This window comes from Photorhabdus australis DSM 17609 (genome assembly GCF_000711895.1).
Taxonomy (GTDB): Bacteria; Pseudomonadota; Gammaproteobacteria; order Enterobacterales; family Enterobacteriaceae; genus Photorhabdus; species Photorhabdus australis.
On the sequence record NZ_JONO01000039.1, the window covers coordinates 1 to 26,599 of the forward strand.

At 39.9% G+C, this 26,599-nt stretch carries 20 protein-coding genes, 2 tRNA genes and 1 pseudogene; 14 read left to right on the forward strand and 9 right to left on the reverse strand.

Annotated features, from left to right (window positions below; translation table 11 throughout):
- The 6 genes and pseudogenes from BO26_RS24485 to BO26_RS12310 all read left to right on the forward strand — a co-directional run.
- Positions 1-1,350 (forward strand): DUF637 domain-containing protein (locus BO26_RS24485; protein WP_036771734.1); only part of this gene is annotated, 1,350 nt, incomplete at its 5' end.
- A complete protein-coding gene (locus BO26_RS12290) occupies positions 1,340-1,540 on the forward strand; it encodes a hypothetical protein (protein WP_036771736.1) in 201 nt (66 codons plus the stop codon). The genes BO26_RS24485 and BO26_RS12290, both read left to right, overlap by 11 nt.
- Before the next feature lie 122 nt (positions 1,541-1,662).
- Positions 1,663-2,895, forward strand: a pseudogene (locus BO26_RS24490) (endonuclease toxin domain-containing protein); the annotation flags it as partial.
- Positions 2,895-3,401 carry a contact-dependent growth inhibition system immunity protein gene (locus tag BO26_RS12300; protein ID WP_036771738.1) on the forward strand — a complete coding sequence of 169 codons (507 nt, stop codon included), beginning with the start codon at positions 2,895-2,897 and terminating at the stop codon, positions 3,399-3,401. The pseudogene BO26_RS24490 and the gene BO26_RS12300, both read left to right, overlap by 1 nt.
- A gap of 163 nt (positions 3,402-3,564) precedes the next feature.
- On the forward strand, positions 3,565-4,071 hold the full coding sequence (locus BO26_RS12305; RefSeq protein ID WP_036771740.1) for a contact-dependent growth inhibition system immunity protein: 507 nt from the start codon (positions 3,565-3,567) through the stop codon (positions 4,069-4,071).
- 155 nt (positions 4,072-4,226) lie between these two features.
- Positions 4,227-4,733: a contact-dependent growth inhibition system immunity protein gene (locus BO26_RS12310; protein ID WP_036771810.1), complete on the forward strand. Its 507-nt coding sequence runs from the start codon at positions 4,227-4,229 to the stop codon at positions 4,731-4,733.
- A 355-nt stretch (positions 4,734-5,088) separates the two neighbouring features.
- On the opposite strand, the gene BO26_RS12315 is transcribed toward BO26_RS12310, so the two are convergent.
- From BO26_RS12315 to ubiG, 6 genes are all read right to left on the reverse strand, one after another.
- On the reverse strand, positions 5,089-5,394 hold the full coding sequence (locus BO26_RS12315) for a hypothetical protein (protein WP_036771741.1): 306 nt from the start codon (positions 5,392-5,394) through the stop codon (positions 5,089-5,091).
- 370 nt (positions 5,395-5,764) lie between these two features.
- The gene (locus tag BO26_RS12320; RefSeq protein ID WP_036771743.1) at positions 5,765-6,778 is read right to left on the reverse strand and encodes a Gfo/Idh/MocA family protein; all 1,014 of its coding nucleotides are present in this window, start codon (positions 6,776-6,778) and stop codon (positions 5,765-5,767) included.
- Between the two features lie 291 nt (positions 6,779-7,069).
- Positions 7,070-7,336 carry a class I ribonucleotide reductase maintenance protein YfaE gene (yfaE, locus tag BO26_RS12325; protein WP_036771746.1) on the reverse strand — a complete coding sequence of 89 codons (267 nt, stop codon included), beginning with the start codon at positions 7,334-7,336 and terminating at the stop codon, positions 7,070-7,072.
- Positions 7,336-8,466, reverse strand: a complete 1,131-nt coding sequence (nrdB, locus tag BO26_RS12330; RefSeq protein ID WP_036771747.1) for a class Ia ribonucleoside-diphosphate reductase subunit beta — start codon at positions 8,464-8,466, stop codon at positions 7,336-7,338. Before nrdB ends, yfaE begins: the two co-directional genes overlap by 1 nt.
- A gap of 42 nt (positions 8,467-8,508) precedes the next feature.
- Positions 8,509-10,800, reverse strand: coding sequence for a class 1a ribonucleoside-diphosphate reductase subunit alpha (gene nrdA / locus BO26_RS12335; protein ID WP_036771749.1), 2,292 nt, complete (start codon positions 10,798-10,800; stop codon positions 8,509-8,511).
- 365 nt (positions 10,801-11,165) lie between these two features.
- Positions 11,166-11,888: a bifunctional 2-polyprenyl-6-hydroxyphenol methylase/3-demethylubiquinol 3-O-methyltransferase UbiG gene (ubiG, locus tag BO26_RS12340; protein WP_036771751.1), complete on the reverse strand. Its 723-nt coding sequence runs from the start codon at positions 11,886-11,888 to the stop codon at positions 11,166-11,168.
- 167 nt (positions 11,889-12,055) lie between these two features.
- Between ubiG and gyrA the strand changes: the two genes are divergently transcribed.
- From gyrA to BO26_RS24880, 3 genes are all read left to right on the forward strand, one after another.
- A complete protein-coding gene (gene gyrA, locus BO26_RS12345) occupies positions 12,056-14,686 on the forward strand; it encodes a DNA topoisomerase (ATP-hydrolyzing) subunit A (RefSeq protein WP_036771753.1) in 2,631 nt (876 codons plus the stop codon).
- A gap of 364 nt (positions 14,687-15,050) precedes the next feature.
- Complete coding sequence (rcsC, locus tag BO26_RS12350; protein WP_072023253.1) at positions 15,051-17,885, forward strand: two-component system sensor histidine kinase RcsC; 2,835 nt, start codon at positions 15,051-15,053, stop codon at positions 17,883-17,885.
- A 4-nt stretch (positions 17,886-17,889) separates the two neighbouring features.
- Positions 17,890-18,012: a hypothetical protein gene (locus BO26_RS24880; protein WP_477707028.1), complete on the forward strand. Its 123-nt coding sequence runs from the start codon at positions 17,890-17,892 to the stop codon at positions 18,010-18,012.
- 66 nt (positions 18,013-18,078) lie between these two features.
- On the opposite strand, the gene rcsB is transcribed toward BO26_RS24880, so the two are convergent.
- Positions 18,079-18,732, reverse strand: coding sequence for a response regulator transcription factor RcsB (gene rcsB, locus BO26_RS12355; protein WP_036771758.1), 654 nt, complete (start codon positions 18,730-18,732; stop codon positions 18,079-18,081).
- A 3-nt stretch (positions 18,733-18,735) separates the two neighbouring features.
- Entirely contained in the window at positions 18,736-21,426 is a 2,691-nt protein-coding gene (gene rcsD, locus BO26_RS12360) for a phosphotransferase RcsD (RefSeq protein ID WP_036771760.1), read from the reverse strand.
- Between the two features lie 201 nt (positions 21,427-21,627).
- On the opposite strand from rcsD, the gene BO26_RS12365 reads away from it, so the two are divergent.
- A tRNA-Ser gene (locus BO26_RS12365) sits at positions 21,628-21,715 on the forward strand.
- Between the two features lie 43 nt (positions 21,716-21,758).
- Here BO26_RS12365 and BO26_RS12370 read toward each other — a convergent pair.
- Complete coding sequence (locus BO26_RS12370; protein ID WP_036771763.1) at positions 21,759-22,142, reverse strand: Dabb family protein; 384 nt, start codon at positions 22,140-22,142, stop codon at positions 21,759-21,761.
- Between the two features lie 470 nt (positions 22,143-22,612).
- Between BO26_RS12370 and BO26_RS12375 the strand changes: the two genes are divergently transcribed.
- The 4 genes from BO26_RS12375 to BO26_RS12390 all read left to right on the forward strand — a co-directional run bounded on the left by BO26_RS12375 (position 22,613) and on the right by BO26_RS12390 (position 26,598).
- Positions 22,613-22,688 (forward strand) — tRNA-Thr (locus tag BO26_RS12375).
- A 1,067-nt stretch (positions 22,689-23,755) separates the two neighbouring features.
- Positions 23,756-24,175 carry an antiterminator Q family protein gene (locus tag BO26_RS12380; RefSeq protein ID WP_036771765.1) on the forward strand — a complete coding sequence of 140 codons (420 nt, stop codon included), beginning with the start codon at positions 23,756-23,758 and terminating at the stop codon, positions 24,173-24,175.
- A gap of 410 nt (positions 24,176-24,585) precedes the next feature.
- On the forward strand, positions 24,586-25,128 hold the full coding sequence (locus tag BO26_RS12385) for a phage neck terminator protein (RefSeq protein WP_420864702.1): 543 nt from the start codon (positions 24,586-24,588) through the stop codon (positions 25,126-25,128).
- Between the two features lie 3 nt (positions 25,129-25,131).
- Positions 25,132-26,598 (forward strand): DUF3383 domain-containing protein, encoded by a 1,467-nt coding sequence (locus BO26_RS12390; protein ID WP_081861901.1) that lies wholly within the window; start codon positions 25,132-25,134, stop codon positions 26,596-26,598.
- Position 26,599 lies beyond the last annotated feature (1 nt).

The following is a 26,599-nucleotide window of genomic DNA, read 5'->3' on the forward strand; positions in this document are numbered from 1 at the left end:
GCGCTTGGTGGCGCCCTGGCCGGATTTGATTCCTACATGGGATGGGATAAAGCGGCTGATGGCACGACATTAGCTCCCACAAAAGCGAAATTACCCCAAATCAGCAATGGTGACTGGAACAAAGTGGTCCAGCGGGTCGCAGGCCAATCCATTATTAGTTCCAGCCTGAATACCACCATTAACGGCGGCAGCTTTAAAGATAATCTGACGACTGCTTTGTTATCTAATATTGGCAGCCAGATTAACGCGGAAGGTGCCGGGTTAATTGGTGATAATGGTCAGGTGTTAGGTTTACCCGGAAAAGCCATCAGCCATGCGGCGGTCTCTGCGCTGGCGGCGGAAATTGGCGGCGGGGATGCCAAAGGGGCTGCTGCCGGGGCATTGGCCGCAGAACTGGCCGCCATCACGCTGGATAAAACCTTCAGCGACCCGATGGCAATTCAGGCGGGCGGCAAAATCATCGGCGGAGTTGCCGGTGCCATTGTAACCAATAGCGCCACAGGTGCTAATAGTGGTGCCAATGCCGGGGAAATTGTGATTCTCTTTAACCACCTGCATTCCATGAATGCCTATAATCTGGTCAGAGAGCTTCAGGAAGCGAATAAGCAAGGCACTTCTACTGAAGCAATCTGGAACAAATATAGAAACTTAAGTGCAGCGGAACGGGCAGAATTTTTGTCTAATTGTGCAGGGAAAGGGGGATTATGCACACTGACCTATCAGGCTGAAATGGAAGGTGGAATAAAAACAGCGGATGCTATTAGTGGCTTAAGATGGATATTTGACTTATCGGCTGAGAATGCCCATCGTATCAGCCAGTTTGTGACGACAGAAAACCAGAACGATTTAGGGCTGTTATATAACTCGTTGCCAGCCTGGGAAAAAGGTGCCCTGATAGCCAAAGAGGCGATAGAATCTGCCGGTATTGGTGGCGCTATTGGCGCTAAAGCTTCGGTTGCTTCGATTGTTGAAGGAAATAAATCAACTAATATAGGGAAAGGAAGTAATGTACGTATTAATAGTGAATCATCTGTAAGATCAAATAATCAGGTAACTATTCCTAAGTCACGAGTTGAACATATTTTCCGCAAAGCGGAAGGACATATTGCTGATACTCCTGAAAATAGAAAATTAATATTGGATGTTGCAAATGACAAAACGGCTTTTTTAGGTGGTGATCGTTATGGTAACAGTTGGTCTGCACGCATGTTGCCAAATGGAACTCAAGCTTGGGTTCAAACTCGTGGGGATACAGTGATAAATGCTGGGATAAATAATCCACCTAAATCATATGACCCTCAGACAGGACTATCTTCACTGAAGCCAAGAGGTAGTAAAAATGGACAATAAGATGATTACAATAGAACAAGCTTACAAGGCTATGTTTTATTTTTTGGAACATGAATACGAATTGACGAAGTCGGATGATATCGGTTGTTTATTGGGATCAATGGATTGGACGATTTGGGATGATTCAACTGGCCCAGCAGATCCAGCTATGTGGGAAGATTGGCTAGCCGCAGTTAAACGGGCTTTATAATAGATTAGATCCTGACCAGAGTGAACTGCACCCCAAAAGTTGGATGCTCAACTTATAAAGGTGCAGTGCAGTTCATTCGGCCAGGGTTTATTTGTCTTTTGGTTACTACTTACTTACCAGAACCTAAACTGAGTAATGATGACTGGAACAAAGTCGTCCAACGGGTAGCAGGCCAATCCATTATTAGTTCCAGCCTGAATACCACCATTAACGGCGGCAGTTTTAAAGATAATTTGACAACGGCTCTGTTGGCTAATATTGGCAGCCAGATTAACGCGGAAGGTGCCAGATTGATTGGTGATAATGGCGAAGTGCTGGGAGTGCCGGGTAAAACGTTAAGCCATGCCGTTATCGCAGGGGTCAGCGCTGAAATTGGCCGAGGAAATGTTAAAGGCGCAATGGCAGGGGCTTTGGCTGCGGAACTGGCCGGTATCATGATGGGAGATAATCTGATCAAAGCCGAAGAATGGCAGAGAACATCCCATGACAAGATTTTTGCTAAATGGGGCTTGATGAGTGGTTCACAAGATGGCCATCTGGCGGCGGGTTTTGTCTCCGGGATTCCATCAGAACTCTATGATAGCGTGATGGCTATTGTCGGCGCGGTCTCTAATCCTTCGGAAGTCATTGAATCGCTCAGGACACTGTTAATTCAGGAAGATATGCCCGGCTTTATCTGGCAGGCAACAAAGGATAGTTATCTCAAGCAGCTTGATGTTGTCAAAGCCGAATATGAAAAAGCGGGTCCAGAGGGAGCCTATAATGCGGGGCTGGAGATAGGAAAACTGGTCACCGGAATAGCCAGTATGGCAGGCGGTGGCTTGGGGGCGGTTAAAGGATCTACATCTGGCGCAGCTAAGTTATCGAAAGTCATCTCAAAAGATCCACACCCAGCAGTAGACATTCGCCATGTGTATCGGGTAGAAAAAGATGGCAGTCAGACCCAAATGGCATGGGGAGAAGGGAACTATAAGCAGGGATATCCTTTTGAGGACTTTGTTGCTACGCAGATGCCTAAAGGTTCTCGATTGCCTGAAAGGTTTGAGACTTTTGATTTTTATGATGGAAAAACAGGTTTGGCTGTCAGTGTAAAAACATTAGATACACGTACTGCTTCGAGAATTAAAAATCCAAAACAACTTTATACTTCTATAAAAGGGAATATAGATGCCACAGTAAACTTTACCGAGGCGAGACTAGGTAAAAAGAACTTAAATGTAGGGATGATTTCACAGCGTGAAGTTCGGATTGCTGTACCCAAAGCTACAACAGTAGAACAATGGGAGCAAATTAACCGAGCAATATCTTATGGCTCAGAAAAAAATGTCAATGTCAAAATTATAGTGGTGAAATAATGAGCGAAGTTTTTAAACGATGGAGAAATGCTAGATGCATGTTTAATGGCGATTTTTACTGCATTGAAACTTTTTCTGGTTATCGGATGTTAGGCGCTGATCCACAAGGGAGTTACTATTTGCTATCTCCTGATGTAGATGATGAGCAATTAGGTATGGCAGTTCTTGATGCGTTATTTAAGAGTCGGCTCATTCCTTTGGAAGAGATAGATGATTTCTTTGAGCCAGAGAAGTGTGATGAACAATATAAAGAATGGATTGATGAATTAATCAAAACTTATGGTTATCGTTCAAAACGTCAATTATTTAAAAGAATGCGAGATTGTGGTATACAATTGCTGGATGGAAATATCACAATACGACCTACTGGCCATGAAAAACTTGAGCTTTGGACCGGAAAAGGCATTGTTGAATCTGATTATGTCGTCATTCCAGCAGACAGTTCCCCTGCGGAAGTGGGTGCAGCATTACGGCTAGCTTTTTCACGTTGCAGAAGTTATGTTTGACGATAAGGTAACAGTTTATTTTTGCATTGATTATTCATGATCTTTGATTTAGAGAGTTAATTAATATGGACACGTAATCACTATTATGTGTCCGCTAATTATCTCGAAAAGATTCAAATAGTTATTAAATGAGCCTGACCGCTAAAATTACGGTGGTGAAGTAATGAATACAGATTTCAAACAAGGATTACATGCAAGGACTGAATTTAATGGTGATTTCTATTCAATACAAACTTATTCAGGTAACGGTTTATTGAGAGTAGATCCTTTAGGAAGTAATCATTTATTACAGCCAGTTGTATCTGATCAAGAGTTGGGAAAGGCTGTGCTTGATGCTTTGTCAAAAAGCAGAATCATACCACTTGATGAATGTGGAGATTATTTTGATCATGATGCAAATGCTGAACAGTATAAAAATTGGATCACTGAAATGATGGGATCTTATGGTTACCGCTCAAAACGTCAGTTATTTAAGAAAATGTTAAGCTGTGGTATTTGCATGCTTGATGGTCAAATAACGATTCGACCATCTTGTCATGAAAAATTGGAAAGTTGGACAGGTAAGACCATTTCCGAATTTGACTATATCATCATTCCGGCAGACAGCTCCCCTGAGGAAGTTGGAGCAGCATTACGGCTGGCTTTTTCACGTTGTAGGAGTTATGTTTGATGATAAAGCTCGGTTTGTTTTGCACTAACCGGTCATTATCTTTGATTTATATGATCAATTAAAATGGAATGGCTATTATGAGTTTCCTAATTATCTTAAAAAGGCTCAAACAGTTATTAAATTTTCCTTACCGTCGAAGTTGCAGTAGTGAAATAATGAATGCAGATTTCAAACAAGGGTTAAATGCAAGTGCTATGTTTAATGGGGATTTTTACTCTGTTAACACTTATTCAGGTAACGGCTTATTAAGAGCAGATCCCTTAGGTAGCAAACATTTACTACAGCCAATTGTATCTGATCAAGAATTAGGAAAGGCTGTACTTGATGCCTTATCAAAAAGCAGAGTAATCCCACTTGATGAATGTGGCGATTATTTTGATCATGATGTAAGTAATGAGCAGTATAAAAATTGGATAACTGAGATGATGGGATTTTATGGCTATCGTTCAAAACGCCAGTTATTTAAGAAAATGTTGAGCTGTAGTATTTGCATGCTTGATGGTGAGATAACGATACAACCATCTTGCCATGTAAAATTGGATGGCTGGTCTGAAGATGGTATTTCTGAGTCTGATAATGTCATTATTCCGGCAGACAGTTCTCCTGAGGAAGTGGGTGCCGCATTACGGCTGGCTTTTTCACGTTGTAGAAGTTATGTTTGATTAAAGAGCCTAGGTTTTATTTCGTAACTGATCATAGCGATATTTATTATATAAAATCATTGGTAAACAGAATATATAGTATTGTTTTGTTAAGCGTAAGTCTTATGAATAGTAAAACTGTTTTAGTTGACAAACATGGTAACCTAATTACAACAGCTCTAGGAAGAATAAAATAAAATTGATAGATTTGTTAATAGAAAAAAGTATCGTCAACAGTTGCTTCAATCAAGAAAATTATTGTCTTCTGGTGATAATTTTGAGTTACTTTCACTTTTGTATGAAGTGACACCAGTGATAATCTTTTAGGTTCAATCAAATACCAAAGAAGAATATGTGTATCTAAGAGAAAGCTCATTTACTTGTCTTCTTCTCCAAACATAGCCTGAATTTCGAGGTCATATTTGGAAAAATCTTCTTCTGTCGGTACTGACATTTTTCCTACCAATACACCAATTGATCTGAGTTTCTTTGAGGATTTGCCGAGAACGCCGATTGGTCTTTTCTTAGGAATTTTAGGATGTTTAGACACTGTTCTTACCTGAGCCATGTCACTCCCGATTTTTTTACCACTTTTTTTAATAACAACAGTTTGACCTTCTCTGACTGCTGTTCTCAGACTTTCGGGAAGATCTGTAATATTGATTCTTGTCATAGCTTTCATATAGCCCCCTATAATTAAACACTTGACTTTAATTAATTTCTTAGGAAATGTTAATATAGATCAGTTCAATAAATATAGCAACTCTATTTATCAGGTATCTGCTTGATAGAGAGTTAGGTAATAATTACCAGGTAACTGTTTACTTATATGTGATATGGAGGCTTACCAACTGAATACCTTGCACAAGTTGGGGAGCCAGAAGGATAATTACAGCCTATTGATAATATTAGAGACGAAATTATAATTAAATGGAAAAGCGTTAAAACTGATTAAAAAAGAAGTTAATAGAGGATTTAAGATCATTTATTAACTTCCGATGTTTTTAATAAGATTATATATATTTTGTTTTTATTTTCCCCTAAAAACCTATTTATTCATTTTTATATTGTAAATAGTTCTTCATTCTATAATCTTTCAATACTTGATCTATTACCCAACTGGTTCGTGAACCTGATTCTCCTGTTGATGGGCAAAATCCTTTTCCTTGTAATTCATTAATTATTGTATTAATCAATGGCATTTCTATATGTACCGGATTGTCAATATTAAATTGGTATAATTTATTATTCTGGTCATAATATGAAATGGCTGAATTTCCAAAGGTGGAAAAAGATATTTTTCCTTTATTGCCAATTATTTCAACATTATCTCCTCTGGCATTCGATGCAAAATTCCATATTCCAACACCTTGAATATTATTTTCAAACATAAATGACATTGATACGCAATCTTCCGCAGAATAAATATTTCCCTGCGAGTTTGCATGCCCTTTAACGGAAATAATTCTTCCTAAAAGAAAGTCTAGTATATCAAGAGTATGACATGCTAAATCAACAAATAACCCACCACCGGAAATTTCTGGCTGAACAGTCCAGGGTAAATGATGGGGATCTTGGTAACATTTTTCTATCTCCCTGTAAAGTATACAGTTTACTATTCTTGGTATTCCTATTGCTCCTGATTCAATTAATTCTTTGATTTTTAAAAATCTTGGTAATGCTCTCCTGTAATAAGCTACAAATAATGGGACATTTTGTGACTTACAAACCGCTATCATTTCATTACATTCTTCGAATGTTAATGCCATGGGTTTTTCTACATATATCGCTTTACCTGCTTTAGCAGCTAAAATAGTATATTCTTTATGAGTAGAGGGTGGTGTTGCAATATATACAGCATCGATGTCTTTGTCATTAATCAGTGAGCTTGCATCAGAATACCATTTAGGAACGTTATGCCTTCTGGCAAAATCCTCAGCTAAATGGGCATTACGTCTCATTACTGCAACTAATTCAGAATTCTCTAATTTATAAAAAGCGGGTCCACTTTTTACTTCAGTAACATCACCACAACCAATAATGCCCCATTTTATTGTCTTTTTCATCTTATTTTCCTAATATATTTTTATTGAACTCTTTATTAATAAAATATTGATGACGATTATAATTTTATTTGCCTCATGTTATTTGGTTGCAATATATATTTATATAACATGTTTTTTACTTCTGGATCAAATAAATTAATATGATCTTTATCAGATTTATTATATATACCCAATAGATTGAAGCATAAGGCAGTAATATTCCTGCCGGAAGGTAAGTGGTAATAACTGAAAAATCAGTTATTACGTTTCATTGCGAATAACCAAAGCTTATAACTTGTTTATAAAGAATTATTAAAGCTCAATTTCAATATCACTAAGCGGATGACAGCAGCAGGGTAAAATCTCGCCTTCATTAACAAAAGCCAAAGGTTTACGCCGATAGCCGACTTTACCTTTTACCAATCTGACACGGCAGGAGCCGCAATAACCTTCACGGCACTGGTATTCAGGTTGTACTCGACCTTGTTCCAGTGCTTCTAGCAGACTGTTATGCAGCTCGGGAGAGCTGTAAATATGATAACCCTGCATACCATGCAGGGTCACTTTATAACTTGTCATCAGAGTTCAAAATCACTCAGGTCGTCAGGATTAACTTCAGCATCAATCTGACCAACCAGATATGAACTGACTTCAACTTCTTGCGGTGCTACTTGAACATTATCGGATACCAGCCAGGAGTTAATCCATGGAATTGGGTTAGAACGCGTTTCAAATGGCAGTTTTAGCCCGACAGCCTGCATACGAATATTGGTGATGTATTCAACATATTGACACAAAATATCTCTGTTCAAACCAATCATCGAGCCTTCGCTGAACAGATAATCTGCCCACTCTTTTTCTTGCTCCGCAGCTTGAACAAACAGGTCATAACACTGTTGTTCACATTCATTAGCAATTTCTGCCATCTCCGGGTCATCCTGACCAGAACGCAACAGGTTCAACATATGCTGAGTCCCTGTCAGATGTAGTGCTTCGTCACGGGCGATAAGTTTGATGATTTTAGCGTTACCTTCCATGAGTTCGCGTTCTGCAAAAGCAAATGAACAGGCAAAGCTAACATAGAAGCGGATCGCTTCCAGCGCGTTAACGCTCATTAGGCACAGATACAACTGTTTTTTCAGTTCACGCAGGCTGACAGTAATGGTTTTACCGGCAACCTGATGGGTCCCTTCACCAAATAACTGATAATTATTGGTCATCTCAATTAGATTATCGTAATAAGCGGAAATATCTTTTGCACGCTTGAGAATCTCTTCGTTGGTGACAATATCATCAAATACAACAGCCGGATCGTTAACGATATTACGGATGATGTGAGTATAAGAACGTGAGTGAATAGTCTCAGAGAAAGACCAGGTTTCAACCCATGTCTCCAGCTCAGGGATGGAGATCAACGGTAAAAATGCCACGTTCGGGCTGCGGCCCTGAATAGAGTCCAGCAGTGTTTGGTATTTCAAGTTACTGATAAAAATATGCTTTTCATGGTCCGGTAGTGCATTGTAGTCAATGCGATCACGGGACACGTCAATCTCTTCTGGACGCCAGAAGAAAGAGAGCTGTTTTTCGATCAATTTTTCGAAAATTGGATACTTTTGCTGGTCAAAACGGGCTACGTTTACCGGCTGACCAAAAAACATCGGTTCTTGTAACTGGTCGTTTTTTACTTGTGAAAAGGTGGTATAGGCCATAACTTCCTCAAATTAAATCTTACATGCGCCGCTTTCACAAAATTAAATCTTACATGCGCCGCTTTCACAATCGGAATCAGCAGATTCCACGACTTCTTCCAGGTCATCCTGAACGTCTTCCGCGCCATCACGTGTATTGTGGTAATACAGCGTTTTTACACCATATTTGTAAGCGAGCAATAAATCTTTCAGCAACTGATTCATTGGCACTTTTCCGCTAGGGAAACGTGTTGGATCATAGTTGGTATTGGCAGAGATCGATTGGTCGATAAATTTTTGCATGATACCAACCAACTGCAAGTAGCCGTCATTGCCAGGCATTTGCCACAGTAGCTCATAAGCTCCTTTCAGGCGTTCATATTCTGGAACAACCTGACGCAAAATTCCGTCTTTTGATGCTTTGATGCTGATGTAACCACGAGGTGGTTCAATACCATTGGTGGCGTTAGAGATCTGCGAAGAGGTTTCTGACGGCATCAAAGAGGATAACGTTGAGTTACGCAGACCATATTGTTTGATATCGCTACGCAGTGTTTCCCAGTCATAGTGAAGCGGTTCATTGGTCAGTGCATCCAGCGCTTTTTTATAGGTATCAATAGGCAGAATACCTTGAGAATAGGTTGTTTCTTTAAACCATGGACAAGCGCCTTGCTCTTTTGCCAAGTCATTAGATGCTTTTAACAGGTAATATTGAATAGCCTCAAATGTTTTGTGAGTTAGGTTATTCGCACTGCTATCTGAATAACGTGCACCGTGTTTTGCCAGATAGTAAGCATAGTTGATAACACCAATACCTAAAGTACGGCGGCCCATAGCGCCCTGTTTTGCTGCAAGGATTGGATAATCTTGATAATCGAGCAGAGCATCAAGAGCACGAACAGCCAGAACTGCCAATTCTTCCAGCTCATCAAGATTTTCAATGGCACCCAGGTTGAATGCAGACAGCGTACACAACGCAATTTCACCATTTTTATCATTGATATCATTTAATGGCTTAGTTGGCAGTGCAATTTCTAGACACAGATTTGACTGGCGCACAGGTGCAACTGACGGATCAAATGGGCTGTGAGTGTTGCAATGATCTACGTTCTGAATATAAATACGGCCAGTAGAAGCACGTTCCTGCATCATCAGGGAGAACAGATCAACAGCTTTTAGACGTTGCTGACGGATATTACTGTCCTGCTCATACTTGGTATAAAGACGCTCAAATTCATCCTGATCCGTAAAGAATGCATCATATAATCCTGGGACGTCAGACGGGCTGAATAGTGTAATGTCTTCGCCTTTGATCAAGCGTTCATACATTAATTTGTTAATTTGTACACCATAATCCATATGGCGGACACGGTTTCCCTCAACACCACGGTTATTTTTCAGTACCAGCAGGCTTTCAACTTCCAGATGCCACAGCGGATAGAATAATGTAGCTGCGCCGCCGCGAACACCGCCCTGAGAACAGGATTTTACCGCTGTTTGGAAATGCTTGTAGAAAGGAATACAACCTGTATGGAATGCTTCACCATTACGGATTGGGCTGCCTACTGCACGAATTCGGCCGGCGTTGATGCCAATGCCTGCACGTTGGGAAACATATTTCACAATAGCGCTGGAAGTGGCATTAATGGAATCCAGGCTATCGCCACATTCAATCAGCACGCAGGAGCTGAATTGACGGGTAGGGGTGCGAACACCGGCCATAATAGGAGTAGGCAACGAAATTTTAAAAGTGGAGACCGCGTCGTAAAAGCGACGGATATAGTCCAGACGTGTTTCTTTCGGATAGCTTGAGAACAAGCAAGCCGCGACCAGAATATAAAGAAACTGGGCACTTTCGTAAATTTGACCGGTAACGCGGTTCTGAACCAGGTACTTACCTTCAAGTTGTTTGACCGCAGCGTAAGAAAAGTTCATATCACGCCAGTGATCTATAAACTCATCCATTTGCTCGAATTCTTCTTTCGAGTAGTCTGCAAGCAAGTGTTTGTCATATTTGCCCATTTCTACCATACGGGATACATGATCATACAGTGCAGGTGGCTCAAATTGACCATAGGCTTTTTTACGCAAATTGAAAATTGCCAGACGGGCTGCCAGATACTGATAGTCAGGGGCATCGCCAGAAATAAGGTCAGCGGCAGCTTTAATCATCGTCTCATGGATATCTGAGGTTTTGATACTGTCGTAAAATTGGATCTGGGAACGCAGTTCTACTTGTGATACCGAGACATTTTTCAGACCATCGGCTGCCCAGGCAACAACCCGGTGGATTTTATCAAGGTCAATTCGTTCTTTGTGGCCATCACGTTTTGTTACTAGCAGACTATGGTTCATGGACAGGCATACCTTACATTTACTTTCAGACTCACTCCCACCTGCTTTGTGCCTTTACTCAGCCAAAACGTAACTCCCTCAGTGGTGAAGAGACCAACGAGAGAGTAGTGGTAATGGAATGTTAAGGAACACAATATGTAGGGGGTGCACTAAATAATGACAACAAGATAATGTTAAAACCAGCTTTTATCAAGTGTACAAAAACACGGATTTTTGTGGATAACTTGAGGACTAAATTTATCAAAAAGCCGGAAGCCTGCATCATTACTAGCAGTTGACCTGACAGAAATACGAGTAAACCTAAGTAAAAAAATTCTTGAAAATATGGTTCATTTGTTGATTTATTAATCTGTCAGACGAATATGTCAGACATACTGGGTATGCAACATATAATTAACGTCGACATTGTAACCAAGGCTAAATTTATCCATCAGCGGATTATAATGCAGACCAATGATATGCTTTTCTTTCAAGGGGGTTCTGTCAATCCAGCTTATCAATTCTGATGGACGGATAAATTTCTTCGCATCATGGGTTCCTTTCGGCACCATTTTCAGAATATATTCTGCGCCAATCACCGCCATGAGCCAGGCTTTCTTGTTGCGGTTAATGGTAGAGAAAAAAACATGTCCACCTGGTTTTACTAACTGAGCACAGGCTTGAACAACCGATTGAGGGTCCGGTACATGTTCCAGCATTTCCATACAGGTGACGATATCATAAGCCTGTGGATATTTTTCTGCGTGACTTTCCACTGTTTCCTGTACATAAGTGACAGGGATGCCTGTTTCAAGAGAGTGCAGCCGGGCAACTTGAAGCGGCTCTGTTCCCATATCAAGCCCGGTTACTTCTGCATCTTCACGAGCCATACTTTCTGATAAAATACCACCGCCACAGCCTACATCTAATACTTTTTTACCTAAGATACCTTCGGAACGTTGCAAAATATAATTCAGGCGTAGTGGGTTAATACGGTGTAGTGGCTGAAATTCACCTTCCAGATCCCACCAGCGGGAAGCAACGGCTTCAAATTTCTCTATTTCTTGTTGATCAACATTGTTTGTCGTGGAGGGGATTTTTGTGTTCATCGACGGTTGCTGCTCCTTAAACTTTCTTTACAGATGGTTCACTCTGTTCTGGTAACAGTATACACGGCTTAATTTTTAAATACCCACATCTGATTTTTATAAAACTGTTGGTTTGTGGTATAGTTCTAAACCTTTGAATTCGGAATGTATGAGGGATAGTGGGCTCCATGAGCGACATTGCCAGAGAAATCACCCCGGTCAATATCGAAGAAGAGCTGAAGAGCTCATATCTGGATTATGCGATGTCTGTTATTGTCGGGCGTGCACTACCAGATGTTCGAGACGGACTAAAGCCGGTACACCGTCGCGTACTTTATGCCATGAGTGTACTGGGAAATGATTGGAATAAACCCTACAAGAAGTCTGCCCGTGTTGTCGGGGACGTCATCGGTAAATACCACCCACATGGGGATAGTGCAGTCTACGACACGATTGTTCGTATGGCTCAGCCGTTTTCCCTGCGCTATATGTTGGTTGATGGTCAGGGTAACTTTGGTTCAGTCGATGGAGACTCAGCCGCTGCTATGCGTTACACCGAAGTGCGTATGGCGAAAGTTGCCCATGAACTGCTAGCGGATCTGGAGAAAGAGACGGTCGATTTTGTGCCAAACTATGATGGTACAGAACAGATCCCGGAAGTGATGCCAACGAAAGTACCAAACTTGCTGATCAACGGTTCTTCCGGTATCGCAGTGGGTATGGCAACTAACATTCCTCCTCATAACTTATCCGAAGTTATTGATGGTTGTCTGGCTTATATTGAAGATGAAAACATCAGTATTGAAGGGCTGATGCAGTATATTCCTGGCCCAGATTTCCCTACTGCTGCGATTATTAATGGTCGTCGCGGTATTCAGGAGGCTTATCGGACTGGTCGCGGTAAAATTTATATCCGTGCCCGTGCGGAAATTGAAGTTGATGAAAAGAATGGTCGTGAAACTATTTTAGTGCACGAAATTCCTTATCAGGTCAATAAAGCCCGTCTGATTGAAAAAATTGCCGAATTGGTGAAGGAAAAGCGCATTGAAGGGATTAGTGCTCTTCGTGACGAATCTGATAAGGACGGCATGCGTATTGTTATCGAAGTGAAACGTGATGCGGTGGGGGAAGTGGTTCTGAATAACCTCTATTCCCTGACTCAGCTTCAGGTTTCTTTTGGTATCAATATGGTGGCTTTGCATCAGGGGCAGCCAAAGCTGCTGAATCTGAAAGACATTATTTCTGCATTTGTATGCCACCGTCGCGAAGTGGTCACTCGTCGCACAATCTTTGAATTACGTAAAGCCCGTGAACGTGCCCATATTCTTGAAGCATTGGCTGTGGCGCTGGCGAATATTGATCCTATTATCGAACTGATTCGTCATGCCCCGACACCAGCCGAGGCAAAAGCGGCGTTAGTTGCTCAGCCATGGGAATTAGGCAATGTTGCTTCCATGCTGGAACGTGCTGGTGATGATGCCGCTCGTCCTGAATGGCTGGAACCACAATATGGCGTGCATGAGGGTAAATATTATCTGACCGAACAACAGGCCCAAGCCATTTTAGATCTGCGTTTGCAGAAACTGACCGGTCTTGAGCATGAAAAATTGCTGGATGAATATCGTGAATTGCTGACATTAATCGGTGAATTGCTGTTCATTCTGGAAAGTCCTGATCGCTTGATGGAAGTGATCCGTGAAGAGTTGTTGGCAATTAAAGCTCAATATAACGATGCCCGTCGTACTGAACTGACTGAAAATACAGCTGACATCAATATTGAAGATCTGATTAATCAGGAAGATGTTGTTGTCACGTTGTCGCATCAAGGGTATGTAAAATATCAGCCACTGTCTGACTATGAAGCACAGCGTCGTGGTGGTAAAGGTAAATCCGCAGCACGCATTAAGGAAGAAGATTTCATTGAAAAGCTGTTGGTTGCCAATACTCACGATACCATTCTCTGCTTCTCCAGCCGTGGTCGCCTGTACTGGATGAAAGTTTACCAGTTACCTGAAGCCAGTCGTAGCGCACGTGGTCGTCCGATTATTAACCTTCTGCCACTGGAGCAAGATGAGCGAATTACTGCGATTCTGCCGGTGCGTGAATATGAAGATGGGCTGTATGTCTTTATGGCTACTGCCAGTGGGACAGTGAAGAAAACAGCGTTACAGGATTTTAGCCGCCCACGTAGTGCTGGTATTCTCGCCGTGAACCTTAATGAAGGTGATGAACTGATAGGGGTTGATCTGACTGACGGCAGTAATGAAGTCATGTTGTTTTCTGCTGAAGGGAAAGTTGTTCGCTTTGAAGAAGATGCTGTTCGTGCAATGGGGCGTACAGCCACCGGAGTACGCGGTATTAAACTCAACGGCAAAGACAAAGTTGTTTCCCTGATTATCCCGCGTGGAGAAGGCGAAATTCTGACAGTTACTGAAAACGGTTATGGCAAACGCACGGCTGAAAATGAGTATCCAATTAAATCTCGGGCAACTCAGGGCGTTATTTCAATTAAGGTCAGTGAGCGTAATGGTAATGTGGTCGGTGCAATTCAGGTTGAACCAACGGATCAGATTATGATGATTACTGATGCGGGTACATTAGTGCGTACAAGAGTGTCAGAAGTCAGTGTTGTTGGCCGGAATACTCAGGGCGTCACATTGATCCGCACTGCTGAAGATGAGAAGGTTGTCGGTTTACAGCGGGTTGCCGAACCTGAAGATGATGAAGATGAGCTGGTAGCAGAGGGTGACGGATTGGAAAATAATAATACCAATTCACCTGATCCTGATAGTGGCAGAGAATCAGCCGATCTGGTCTAAGTGAAGATATTTTTTCACTCAATCTCAATGAAGAAATAGGTACTTCGGTACCTGTTTCTTCAGGGGGTTTTTATTAACTACCTATTGGGATGGGTTTTATACCCAGTAGATTTCAAGATGCATTGCGACGGCAAAGGAGCGAATCCTCGGGAGTATCGCGAACTATGTGACCGGGGCGAGTGAATGCAGCCAACAAAGAAGCAACTTGAAAGATAACAGGTATAAATTAGCAAAATCTTCCGTAAACCCTCTTTACGGAGGGGAGCAGTCACAACGATAACAGATGATTCTTTGTAATCCTTAAACTCTGGTATATCCTGTAATTCATTACGTTGAATGATGTTTGTTTTTATCAGGTAGCCTTTTGAGATATCTTTCTTCTTTTCGTACATCACTGAAAATATCCCGTTATCTTTTCCGGGTAATTGGCTTGATGTTGTGGACGTTAGGCGCTTTATTAACGGCTTTTTACCTGGTTAATATCTTTAATGAAGTAAAATCTGATATCCGGCAAGAATATAATGCTAATTATGATTCTACACTCTCTTATGTACGTCATACAGCTAGTGTTTTGCGGGATATCCAATATATGACAGAGAAGCATTTACTGAATTCCAATGAAAAGAAGAATGCAATTTTTGATTTTCCACATAGTAACCCGGCGTTTTCTTATCATCCTTTAAACCAAAGCGCTGACTGTAATACTTTTCGCAAAAATACCCATAGTTACTTAAATTCGTTGAATAACCTTATCTTCTATTGGAAGGATAATCTTGCGGCTCCTCAAGGTTTGAACCAGGTTTTTCTGGTAGGTACGCAAAGCATGTGCATGGTGAATTTTTCTATACGTAACACCACGACTGACTCTGATACGCTGAAAAAAATAGTATATGAAAATTCGCGCAGACTTATTAGTCTGAAAGAGCAGGGTAAAGAACGAAATGTTTATTGGGTTGTGCCTGGTGCAAGATCTGATAGCGGCCATCTCTATGTGTTGGCACCGGTATATGTAAACAGTCAAATGGTTGCAATGATAGGAATTGAACAGTTCATCAGATTAGATACTTTTATTCAAAGACAAGATCGCCCGATTTCAATAACATTGTTAAACCGCAGTAATCAACCTGTGTTGCACTACCCGGCAAATAATGATGACTACAAACTTCATTATGATGATTATCAGCTGGAAGCACCTTATTTTGGCTATGATGATAATTTCACTGATTTATTGTTAAAACGTCGGTTAATGCCATCTTCATTCAGTATAATTTACGCTCTTCCACTGAGAAATATTTTTGAAGGTTTTAAACTGCAGATTATTAGCAGTATTGTGCTTAATGTGTTGTCTGCCTTTGTCATCATTATCCTGGTGTATCTGTTTGAGCGGAAAATGTTTGTTCCGGCGGAAGAGAATGCGATTCGTTTGGAGGAGCACGAGCAATTTAATCATAAAATTGTTGCTTCAGCTCCTGTTGGGATCAGTATATTACGAGTAAGTGATGGCAGTAATATTTTGAGCAATGAACTGGCACATAATTATTTGAAAATGCTAACTCATGAAGATCGGGAACGTATTATTCATATTATTTGTGACAGAACCAGCAGCTATGTTGACGTAGTAACCAGTAATAATAATCATCTGCAAATCAGCTTTGTTCACTCCCGTTACAGGAATGAAGAAGTGGCAATTTGTGTATTGGTTGACATCAGTGCTCGTGTACGGATGGAAAAATCATTGCAGGAAATGGCATTAGCATCGGAACAGGCCAGCTATTCTAAGTCTATGTTTTTGGCTACCGTCAGCCACGAGCTGAGAACACCTCTTTATGGAATCATTGGCAACCTGGAGTTATTACAGGCTCATTCATTACCAGCTGAATCTGCCCGTTTATTATCAACGATGAATAATTCTTCAGCCTTGTTACTGAAAATTATCAGCGATATTCTCGACTTCTCAAAGATTGAATCTAAACAGCTTAAAATTGAACCTAAGGAATTTTCTTGTCAGGAAGTTGTCTCCCATGTCATTTCCAATTACCTGCCGTTAGTTGCGAAAAAATCGTTGAGTTTATATTGTTATATTGAACCGGATGTACCGAATTATATCCGTAATGATCCCGTTCGATTACAACAAGTTATATCTAATTTGTTGAATAATGCGATTAAATTCACCGATACCGGATGTGTAACTATGCATGTAGTCGTTGATAAGGATTACTTGTATGTCAGAGTAAAGGACACAGGGGTAGGAATTTCTGATAAAGAGCTTATTCAATTATTTGATCCGTTTTTCCAGATAATGCCAAATACTGAAAGTTCATCTCAGGGAACGGGTCTTGGTTTGGCAATTTGTGAAAAACTTATCAACCTGATGGATGGTGATATTGAAGTTATTTCACAGCCACAGATAGGCAGTATGTTTTCTATCCGTTTACCTTTATACGGTGCGAAATATACGCCTAAAACTCAGCTAACAAATGAGCATCAGCAAAAAGTTATATTGGCTGTACGTAATCTTTATTTAGAGGATTTTTTACAGCGTTTTCTGATTTATCATGGTTTACAATTGGTTGTATACAATGGGCAGCATACAGATGGCAGTGAAATTATTATCAGTGATTTCTCTGATGCTGTTATTACCCCTATATATGCTTATGTTGAATTATCGACGTCTCATATTGGCTCACTAGAACAAATCAGAGAAAACTATTGGTTACATAATACTTACCATTTGCATGATTTAGCTATACTCATTGAAAGATTAATTTCACCGGGTAATAACGAGGTATTGAATATAGCACTGCCTGTCTTGCAGGCAAGTACTTGGCTGAATACTATTATGGTTTTGGTCGTGGACGATCATCCTATCAACCGTTACTTATTGACTGATCAGTTGAAATCTATCGGTTTTCGGACAGCGATGGCGAATGATGGATTGGATGCATTGGAGTATTTGAAGAAAGAATGTGTTGATATCATTCTGACAGATGTCAATATGCCTAATATGGATGGTTATGCGCTAACAATGTATTTACGGAATAAAGGATGTGAGTTGCCGATTATTGGTATTACGGCAAATGCATTGGCAGAAGAAAAGCAGCGCTGCATTGATGCTGGGATGAATGATTGTTTGTCTAAGCCTGTTTCCCTTGTGACTCTCAGACAGGTACTAACAGAGGTCGGGAGTATTAGCGCTTAAAATAATGCCTGGTACTATACCCGTCATCTTTCAAGTTGCTTCTTTGTTGGCTGCGTTCACTCACCCCGGTCACATAGTTATCTATGTGACCGGGGATTCGCTCCCTTACCGTCGCGATGCATCTTGAAATCCGTAGGGTATATAATAGCCCCAGGCATCAGAACTCGTTTCATATTAAAATAACGGATCGCATTTAATGAACGCTATCATTGGCATTGATAGCCACAGAAGCAAGATAATTAAGTAGCGCAATATCGTTATTCACACCCAGTTTTACCATTGCTGATTTTTTCTGGCTGCTAATAGTTTTGACACTTCGATTTAGTTTCTTCGCAATATCTTTTACCAGGAAACCTTGGGCAAACAGGCGTAGTACTTCGCTCTCTTTTTGTGATAACGGTTTGTCACCGTAACGGGTTTTCGTTACTTTTTTCAACAGTTCAGAAACGCTCTCCGGCATAAATTTTTCCCCTTGTTTCAGGGCAGTCAATACATCAGATAAATCTGTTGGCGCTCCTTGTTTTAAGACAACTCCTTCAATATCAAGTTCGAGCACAGCACTTAAAATGGCTGGATTATTGTTCATGGTCAGAACAATGATTGATAGCCTGGGATAATGGCGTTTGATGTATTTAATCAAATTAATCCCATCACCATAGATGTCTCCAGGCATGGACAAATCAGTGATCAGCACATTTGCTTTAATACAAGATAGATTGTTGATCAAAGTAGTAGAGTCTTCCGACTCAGCGACAACGTTGATCCATTCGAGTCGCTCAAGTGATTTGCGGATGCCAAACAGAACAATTGGATGGTCATCAGCAATAATGACGTTAAGGCTATTCATCTATTAGTTACCCTGCTGCAACAGCCTTGTGATGAGAGAATCAATGTGGCTGATGCTATTTTTAATCTCTATTTCGTTACCGTTTGTTATGTTTTGTTCCAGTGTTTCGCAAGAAAATTTGAGAAATTCTAAGTCTAACATAGCAAAAACGCCTTTTAAGCGATGTGCTGTCTGCGAAAGTGATATCAAATCATATTGCTCTATGTCAGTATACAGTTTATTAATATCTATCGGTACTGTCTTGATAAATAATTGCTGATAATCGCTATCTGCCAGCTGTTTTTGGTAACTGCTTATAACATTTTCAATATCATAATCAGTGTCTTCATCGTTAAATGGTGGTATTTCCGAATCTTCATTAAATTCGTTAAAACTGAAGTTTCTTTCAATTAATAACGAAATGGCATTGATAACAGCTTCACTCAGATTGTAGTTACATCTAATATAGTCAGGTGTTATCTGCTCAAAGCCAGCAAGATCACCAACCAATAATATAGTCGATTTGGCTGAATCATACGGCTTATCTGTCAATATGATATCGTATTCTCTACTGATATTTTCTTTCTTTTTATCAAAGTAAGTTGCACCATAATGCTTTAGGTAATTTTGTATGATCTTACGGATTTCCGTATTGCTAATATCCAATAAGGCGGTAATATCTTCCAATAGCTGCGGGCATTGGTCTTGGTCGATTATCAGTGGCAGACTGATGGTGTAATGTGTACCAAGATTGGGATTGCTATTTATAGTAAAATGACCATTGAGTTTTCGGCATAATTGGTCACAGAGATAGAAGGTTAGTCCTGAATTTGATTGATATTTATCACCCACTGCTTTGCTTAGAAATGGATAATTCAAATTTGCCAAATCTTTTGCATTCAGTCCAGCACCTGTATCCATAACTTCGATCTGAATCTGGCCTTTGTATTTCTGGGAATAATTAACAATGAGTGATATTTTCCCATAAGATGTGATTGTAATTGAATAATTAACTAACATCCGAATAATCTTACTAATGACGGTACCATCGCCAATAAATAAGGATTCAGGGTTAATATTACAGTGATAGTAATAATTTAACCCTTTGTTATTTATTTTTGGTAGCACTTTTTTGAAAATATCGTCTAGCATGCATGATAATGAAAATGATTCGCTTTTTTCTTGCCAATCACCTAATTCTAACTCATTGAGTAATGAGATATTCTCAACCCAGTCGGATATATGTTCGGATTTAGTTAATAAATTATTAATGATACGATTACCATTTTCCTCTATGGGAATTTGTTTCAGTTGGTAAGCAATATTATTTAACTCCTTTATTGGCTGTTTAAGCTCTGAGCTAATGTTTGTTAACATAAAACGCCGGGCTTGTACGCTTTTATCGTGCTCGATATGTGCAAGTTGTAAGCGCCTGTTAATTAATGTTTCCTGGTCTTTATCTTGCAATAAAAATAGATAAGTCTCTGGTAACAGATGGATGCTATGCATCTTAATTTCATAGACTGCATCGTCAATCGATGTTTGTATGACACCATGATGTTGCTTTGCCATCATCTTAATTTTACTTAAATCGATATTAGGCAATAGATGATCTGCAACTTTATTACTCATGATTATCTGACTTGTCGAAAAATCATAAATCAGTAAACCAGTTGGGATATTGGAGATAATATCGTTACTTAACGCATCCTTAACCTGTAGCTCATGGCTCATAAGAGCATTTGGGGCAATGTATTTTTTACGAATGTAAATAAGTCCACCCAGAGACAAAATAATAAACACTGAATCAGCCAGCAGTAGCCAGATGTTTTTGTACAATAAATCGATCAGCACATCTTTGAGTGATACCCGATACAGTAATTTGTATTTTGTGCCACTGAGTGGTTGAGAAAATTCGAGCCAAAAACCATTTTGTGAGATATTAGCTTTATTGGTTTCATAGGGGTTTTGTGCATCGTTAGAGAGTAAATTAAAGTTTGCTGCTCCCATATCGATAGGCAGGAGATGGCTAATAGGTAAATCAAAAGCGATAACTGTCGCCAATTGACCCGGCGAATTGAATGTTGCCCTGTAAGTGTAGAAATAGAGATTCTCGCCATTTAACTTACGGATTGATGAAATATTTTCCCGTTCGTCTAAAGCGGTAGACTGCATCAGCATCTCTGAACGTTTCGATTCGGCGGTAAGTGTCAGATAACTTTCTTTAAATCTTAATTCAGGTTTAAGAATAGAGTGAGTTGTTATTAAAAACAGATTGTTATCTTTACCATTCAGATAGTACATAGAGTTGTATTCATTGCGGGCCCCCCACAAAATCTCCATATAATTGGAAAGGCGTTGTGCCAATGCAGCACTTGCCGCGTTATGGTGGCCAAAAATAATAGCGTCGATAGCCTGATAACGACTTTCAAGCCAATAAACATCAGGTCGTAGCTTCATTGGTGAAAGAGGCCCCTGTAGTTTAAAGGGCGAGATATTGGCCTGTTCAAAGATAGAATTAGCATGGTAACGGTAGTCTTCTATCTGCAATACCATTTTGGTTGCAACACTATTTAGTGCATACTTTTTCCCCATCAGCCAGGCGTTGAAGTAGTTATAGCTATATAAAAATAAGGAAACAAAAAGCAAGGCAATGAACAAGCCATAGTAACGGTTTATGGTTGATGAATTGATTGAAGATTGTCTGTTATACATGCGTTAGGTAAAAACCTTAGTCATTATTTGGCTATTGTAGCGAGAACGCTAATGGTTGATTGTCTCTCTGCTAATTTTAACAGGATAAGAGCCTGGAATGGTATTGTAGATTGAGGATTGAGCGAATAGTAAAAAAATCGCAGATTTTTTGCGATAAAGACTAGACATATTAACCCACAATAGAGCATAATCCGGCGCCATGGAAGGATGGCCGAGCGGTCGAAGGCAGCGGTCTTGAAAACCGCCGATGGGAAACCATCCTAGAGTTCGAATCTCTATCCTTCCGCCAAATACTACTAACCTTATGCATATTTTTATGCATAAGGTTTTTTTCATTGCAGAGTATATAACTTTCCTATTAATTGGGTGAAATTAATTAACTTATTTATATCTATAATAGTATCTGACACTGTCCATGTGCTTATTTCTTTCCAAAGTACCACGCCTTTTACATGGTCGGGATGATTGATATATATATCCAGATCCTGATGACTTTTAAAGTAACCAATTAAACTGAAATCAACAGATTGTTTTCTGTTTATAATGCTACGGTCACAAATATTACGACCACAAAACCATCCTTTAATCTCGCTTATCTCGTTAACATGATTTAAGGCAACTCTCTCTGCTAATATGGCTTTTTCGCTATCCCAGCTTATTCCATCTTTGAAGGTAAAAAAAACTTGATGGGCAATTAAATAATTCTTTCCCGGCATGATTCACCTCATAATTAATATTTAGATTTATAATGACTTATAGAAATAATATTAATTAAATCTAATCTTAATAGTATCCAAGAGCTTTATTTTTTCTGCTCTAAATAACACATTGTATTTATAGTAGTCAACTATTTTTGGGTGGTAATAAATTGGAAAAATGGTTGCCTTTATAATGAATGGGGAAGCTGTTATAACTTGCCGTTAATGTATTAAGAATAAAGTTCAATTTTGATACTGGGATGATTTTTGCTCATTAATGAGCAAGATAGTACCTTTACGAATAGTCTTATCGTGGTTGTCTCTGTGTCAGAAAGTTCTTTAGGATAGCAATATGTGCTCAATGAGCATATTTTGATCGTCGTTTCATGGTGTTTTGAATATATTTAAAAAAATCTATTATTTATGCTTGATTGTTTGCATCCGGTTGTAATATACTGCGCTCGCTTTCGGGGGCCACCCCGAAACACGCCGGCTTAGCTCAGTTGGTAGAGCAACTGACTTGTAATCAGTAGGTCACCAGTTCGACTCCGGTAGCCGGCACCAAATCACATAAGAAGCCGTTATCTTTCAGAAGATAACGGCTTTTTCCATGTTTGTTTTTCAAGATAACTGTTTTTATATACAGCTCATTTTATCCCTTTCTATTGTGATCTTTTTATCAGAATGGATATTGGTGTATATCTGTCTCTATATTGTCTGGAGAAAGTCAGAAGAAAAAAGATGAGATATGACAGAAGATAACAGTAGGTGTTGATGCCGTAAGATCGTGTTAAATAAAAGTAATTTCATACCAGAATAATATTTTCTCCAAACTACCAATTGAATAGCATGAGTTCATAAAACTCACTGATTAAAAGAAAATATATCTGACAATGTTAAAATTTTTTGCATAGATACTTACCTGATAATTGGTAATTTACTGATGGTAACATTAATCCTATTTTTGTCTTAAAAGTTTTGTCATGTTTGGTTGAAATATTCCGATCACGGTTAGTCAAATCCTGCATTTTCGCCGATTCGTCTCTTATCGTTATGTAAACAGTATGCTCTCTGTACCTTTGTTATGGGTGTAAAAAACATTTTTAATCGTCATTTTTTTATAGATTTCAGAGTTGATCCAAAGTATTTTTTACACTTTAATATCCATGAGATAAAAATTTTGTGCTACTTTTTATTTAATGTATTTTTTATCTGATAATAAAAAGGGGTTGTTATGTTGTCTGAAAATTATCGGGAAATAATAAAAACCACTGGCGTTGCTTTAGGCAGTTTAAGCTATGAACTTTTTAAGGCGAGGTACATTACAGGATTAGGTAAAATTTATATGAGAAATACTTAGATGAGGATGATAAGCACTTTATAACTAGTTGTATTAACCACAATATTATATTTTCCTCTGAGACTAATCTTGGCAGGAATAGTAGTTAGATAGTATTTATATTTAACAGATTAAGTAAGAAGATATATTTAGACGATATAGTTAAGCAACAAAGAAACGCAAGAAATAGAGCATGAGAAATTTGTTATCATGTCGAATACAGGGATGCATGAGACCCATTACGAAAATAATTTTTACGACTATTTGTTACTAAAAATTAAGGTAAAAACGTATGCGCAATATTCAACAAGTTCTAGAGCGTTGGGGCGGCTGGGCTAATGATGCCACAGGTGTTAATTGGCCGTCGATCGCTGCTGGGTTTAAAGGTCTGATTACGTCAACTCGCCCACCGCGCCCTTCCTGCTGCGATAATGATGGTTTGATCATTGATGCTTGTATAGCAAGGCTTAAGACGGTAGATAAGTCTGAAGAAATTGAAGTTTTATTTATGTACTATGCCTTGGGTCTTTCTAAACGGTCAATAGCTCGTTTAATTGAGGTATCAGATATTGAAGTACGTTCCCGATTGCAAAAGGGCGAAAGCTTTGTACAGGGATGTTTGGCCATGCTTGATATCACGTTAGAAATGGATAATGAAATACAAGAGTGCAAAAAGCTTGTGCGTACGCAAAAAGCTATGGTAGTGTACTAACCGGTTAAAGTTGCGAATAAGCACAGAAACCAACAAGCCTCGATATTTTTATCGGGGCTTTTTCATGTAGAAAATCGGGAAAATAACGCTTAATTCATTAAGTTCAATTGAAAAAATCCAAGTTATGTAAGAGACGGTGTGATATGAATGAGCGTCTTAGAGTATGGGTTGTTATGCGTTGATAGATAAGTAAAAATTTAAATAATAATTGAAAAGGCTGCACTGCGTTGCGGCCTTTTTTTGTATTTGCCTATTTGCCGCCGCGAATTATTTACGCATATTTTTTACTTCTTTGCGGTCGGTATCCCTATTAAATCAATCATAACCTGGTGCTGGAAACTAAGCCTTCATAGAGAGCTTGGTTCATTCAGCTACATTGCGATTATTGCTGTTTGATGGAGGTATTTTTGATGAGCAACGGTAGTGATAAAGCTGGTTGGTTAACGCCTGTCACTCCAGGGCCTGAGTACGATGATGAGTTGGAACACACACTGCGTCATTGGGTGTGTGGTGTTTCTGGTTTGCCTGACAATAAAGTGCGTTCCCGATGGACATCATCACAATCACCACTGTTATCGGAAGATGATGGGTGTGATTTTGGTATTACGGGCTTTATTTCGGACGTATCTCCGGCCTTTGAGAACCAAACTGACGAAAGTACTGAGTTATGGCGTTATGAAGAAATCGAATGTTTGATTTCGTTTTATGGTCCGAACTGTCAGCGGTACGGCACCTGTTTTCGTGACGGGCTGGCGGTTAGTCAGAACAATGACGAATTGAGGTGTTTCGGTCTTTCAGTAGATAAATATACCCGGCTGACTTCTTTACCTGAGCTTATCAATAACCAGTGGGTGCGTCGTTATGACATGACGATCACCTTGCGGCGAAAAGTGGTGCGTGAATACGGTGTGAAATCACTGGTAGAAGCGCCTGTCAAATTCTTTGGAGATTAAATTATGCAGGGTTTACCTGTTTCAAACATTATCAATGTCACGTTGAATATGGCTCCTCATGCGGCTCAGGCCAGGAACTTTGGTGCGTTGCTGATTGTTGGTGCAAGCAACGTGATCAACCCCCATGAGCGTTTACGCCAATATTCTGATATCGATGGCGTAGGGGCAGATTTCGGTATGGACACGCCAGAGTACCAAGCCGCGGCGCTTTATTACTCCCAGTCACCACGCCCTGTCGATTTATATATTGGCCGCTGGGCTAAGAACAATATTGGAGCCTCTTTGCAAGGAGCAGTACTGACGAAGCAACAACAAACGCTGAGTAAATTTACTGCTGTTACAAATGGTTCTTTTAAGTTAACGCTTAACGGTGAAGAGGTGATATGTAGCGATATCGATTTTAGTAAAGAAACAAATCTTAATGGTGTTGCTCAACGGGTAGCGGAAAAGCTGAAAGATTGTTCAGTGATATATGATAGCTCATCCGCACGTTTCACTGTGGCATCAAATTCTGCGGGCGCTATTGGTTATGTTTCACAGGCTAGCGGAACGTACATTGGTGATTTACTAAAATTAGACGGAGAATCTGGCGCTACGATTATCGAACCCACCGCAGCAGAAACGATTGCTGAGGCAGTAGCAATATTGGGTGCTGCGTCTAGTGGTTGGTATGGGTTGGTTATCGCTGACGACACGCGGACAGATGAAGATATTCTGTCTGTAGCTGACTACATTGAATCGGCATCTGTTTCTCGAATCTATGGGCATACGGTGCAAAAAACAGCGGTATTGGATGCTGATGTTGATACGGATATCGGATCAAAACTGAAAGCAGGAAACTATCAGCGTACACTCTGGCAATATTCAACGGGGAAACCCTACATCGTAGCTTCTCTGATGGGGCGTATGTTTACCGTCAATTTCAATGGCAATAACACCACTATTACCCTGAAATTTAAACAAGAACCTGCGGTTACGGCGGAAAATCTCACCGCAACCCAAGCTAATGCATTGAAGAAGAAAAACGGCAATGTTTTTGTTAAATATAACAATGACACGGCCATTATTCAGGAAGGCGTCATGGCAAACGGTGATTTCATTGATGAACGTCACGGCCTGGACTGGTTGCAGAACTACGTTCAGAACAATCTTTATAACCTGCTTTACACCAGTACTAGCAAAATTCCCCAAACCGATGAAGGTGTTACACGCCTACTGACTAACGTTGAACAGTCACTTGCTCAAGCCGTGACGAATGGGTTGATCGCTCATGGCGTATGGGGTGGTGATCCGATTGGTGCGCTGAATACTGGGGCAACATTGACAAAAGGTTACTACGTCTATGCACCGCCAATTGCAACACAGGCACAAGCTGACAGGGAAGCCAGAAAAGCACCGGTTATTCAGTGCGCTATCAAATTAGCAGGCGCTGTTCATTACGCTGATGTCATCATTAATGTAAACAGATAAG

Bases quoted from the DNA above. Each gene is read 5' to 3' on its own strand.
- BO26_RS12315 (WP_036771741.1), bottom strand. From the start codon at position 5,394: ATGAAAGCTATGACAAGAATCAATATTACAGATCTTCCCGAAAGTCTG.
- rcsD (WP_036771760.1), bottom strand. From the start codon at position 21,426: ATGTATAACAGACAATCTTCAATCAATTCATCAACCATAAACCGTTAC.
- yfaE (WP_036771746.1), bottom strand. From the start codon at position 7,336: ATGACAAGTTATAAAGTGACCCTGCATGGTATGCAGGGTTATCATATT.
- BO26_RS12305 (WP_036771740.1), top strand. From the start codon at position 3,565: ATGAATACAGATTTCAAACAAGGATTACATGCAAGGACTGAATTTAAT.
- rcsB (WP_036771758.1), bottom strand. From the start codon at position 18,732: ATGAATAGCCTTAACGTCATTATTGCTGATGACCATCCAATTGTTCTG.
- gyrA (WP_036771753.1), top strand. From the start codon at position 12,056: ATGAGCGACATTGCCAGAGAAATCACCCCGGTCAATATCGAAGAAGAG.
- nrdA (WP_036771749.1), bottom strand. From the start codon at position 10,800: ATGAACCATAGTCTGCTAGTAACAAAACGTGATGGCCACAAAGAACGA.
- BO26_RS12380 (WP_036771765.1), top strand. From the start codon at position 23,756: ATGCGCAATATTCAACAAGTTCTAGAGCGTTGGGGCGGCTGGGCTAAT.
- ubiG (WP_036771751.1), bottom strand. From the start codon at position 11,888: ATGAACACAAAAATCCCCTCCACGACAAACAATGTTGATCAACAAGAA.
- BO26_RS12290 (WP_036771736.1), top strand. From the start codon at position 1,340: ATGGACAATAAGATGATTACAATAGAACAAGCTTACAAGGCTATGTTT.
- BO26_RS12320 (WP_036771743.1), bottom strand. From the start codon at position 6,778: ATGAAAAAGACAATAAAATGGGGCATTATTGGTTGTGGTGATGTTACT.
- BO26_RS12370 (WP_036771763.1), bottom strand. From the start codon at position 22,142: ATGCCGGGAAAGAATTATTTAATTGCCCATCAAGTTTTTTTTACCTTC.
- BO26_RS12390 (WP_081861901.1), top strand. From the start codon at position 25,132: ATGCAGGGTTTACCTGTTTCAAACATTATCAATGTCACGTTGAATATG.
- BO26_RS12300 (WP_036771738.1), top strand. From the start codon at position 2,895: ATGAGCGAAGTTTTTAAACGATGGAGAAATGCTAGATGCATGTTTAAT.
- BO26_RS24880 (WP_477707028.1), top strand. From the start codon at position 17,890: ATGCCTGGTACTATACCCGTCATCTTTCAAGTTGCTTCTTTGTTGGCT.
- BO26_RS12310 (WP_036771810.1), top strand. From the start codon at position 4,227: ATGAATGCAGATTTCAAACAAGGGTTAAATGCAAGTGCTATGTTTAAT.
- nrdB (WP_036771747.1), bottom strand. From the start codon at position 8,466: ATGGCCTATACCACCTTTTCACAAGTAAAAAACGACCAGTTACAAGAA.
- BO26_RS12385 (WP_420864702.1), top strand. From the start codon at position 24,586: ATGAGCAACGGTAGTGATAAAGCTGGTTGGTTAACGCCTGTCACTCCA.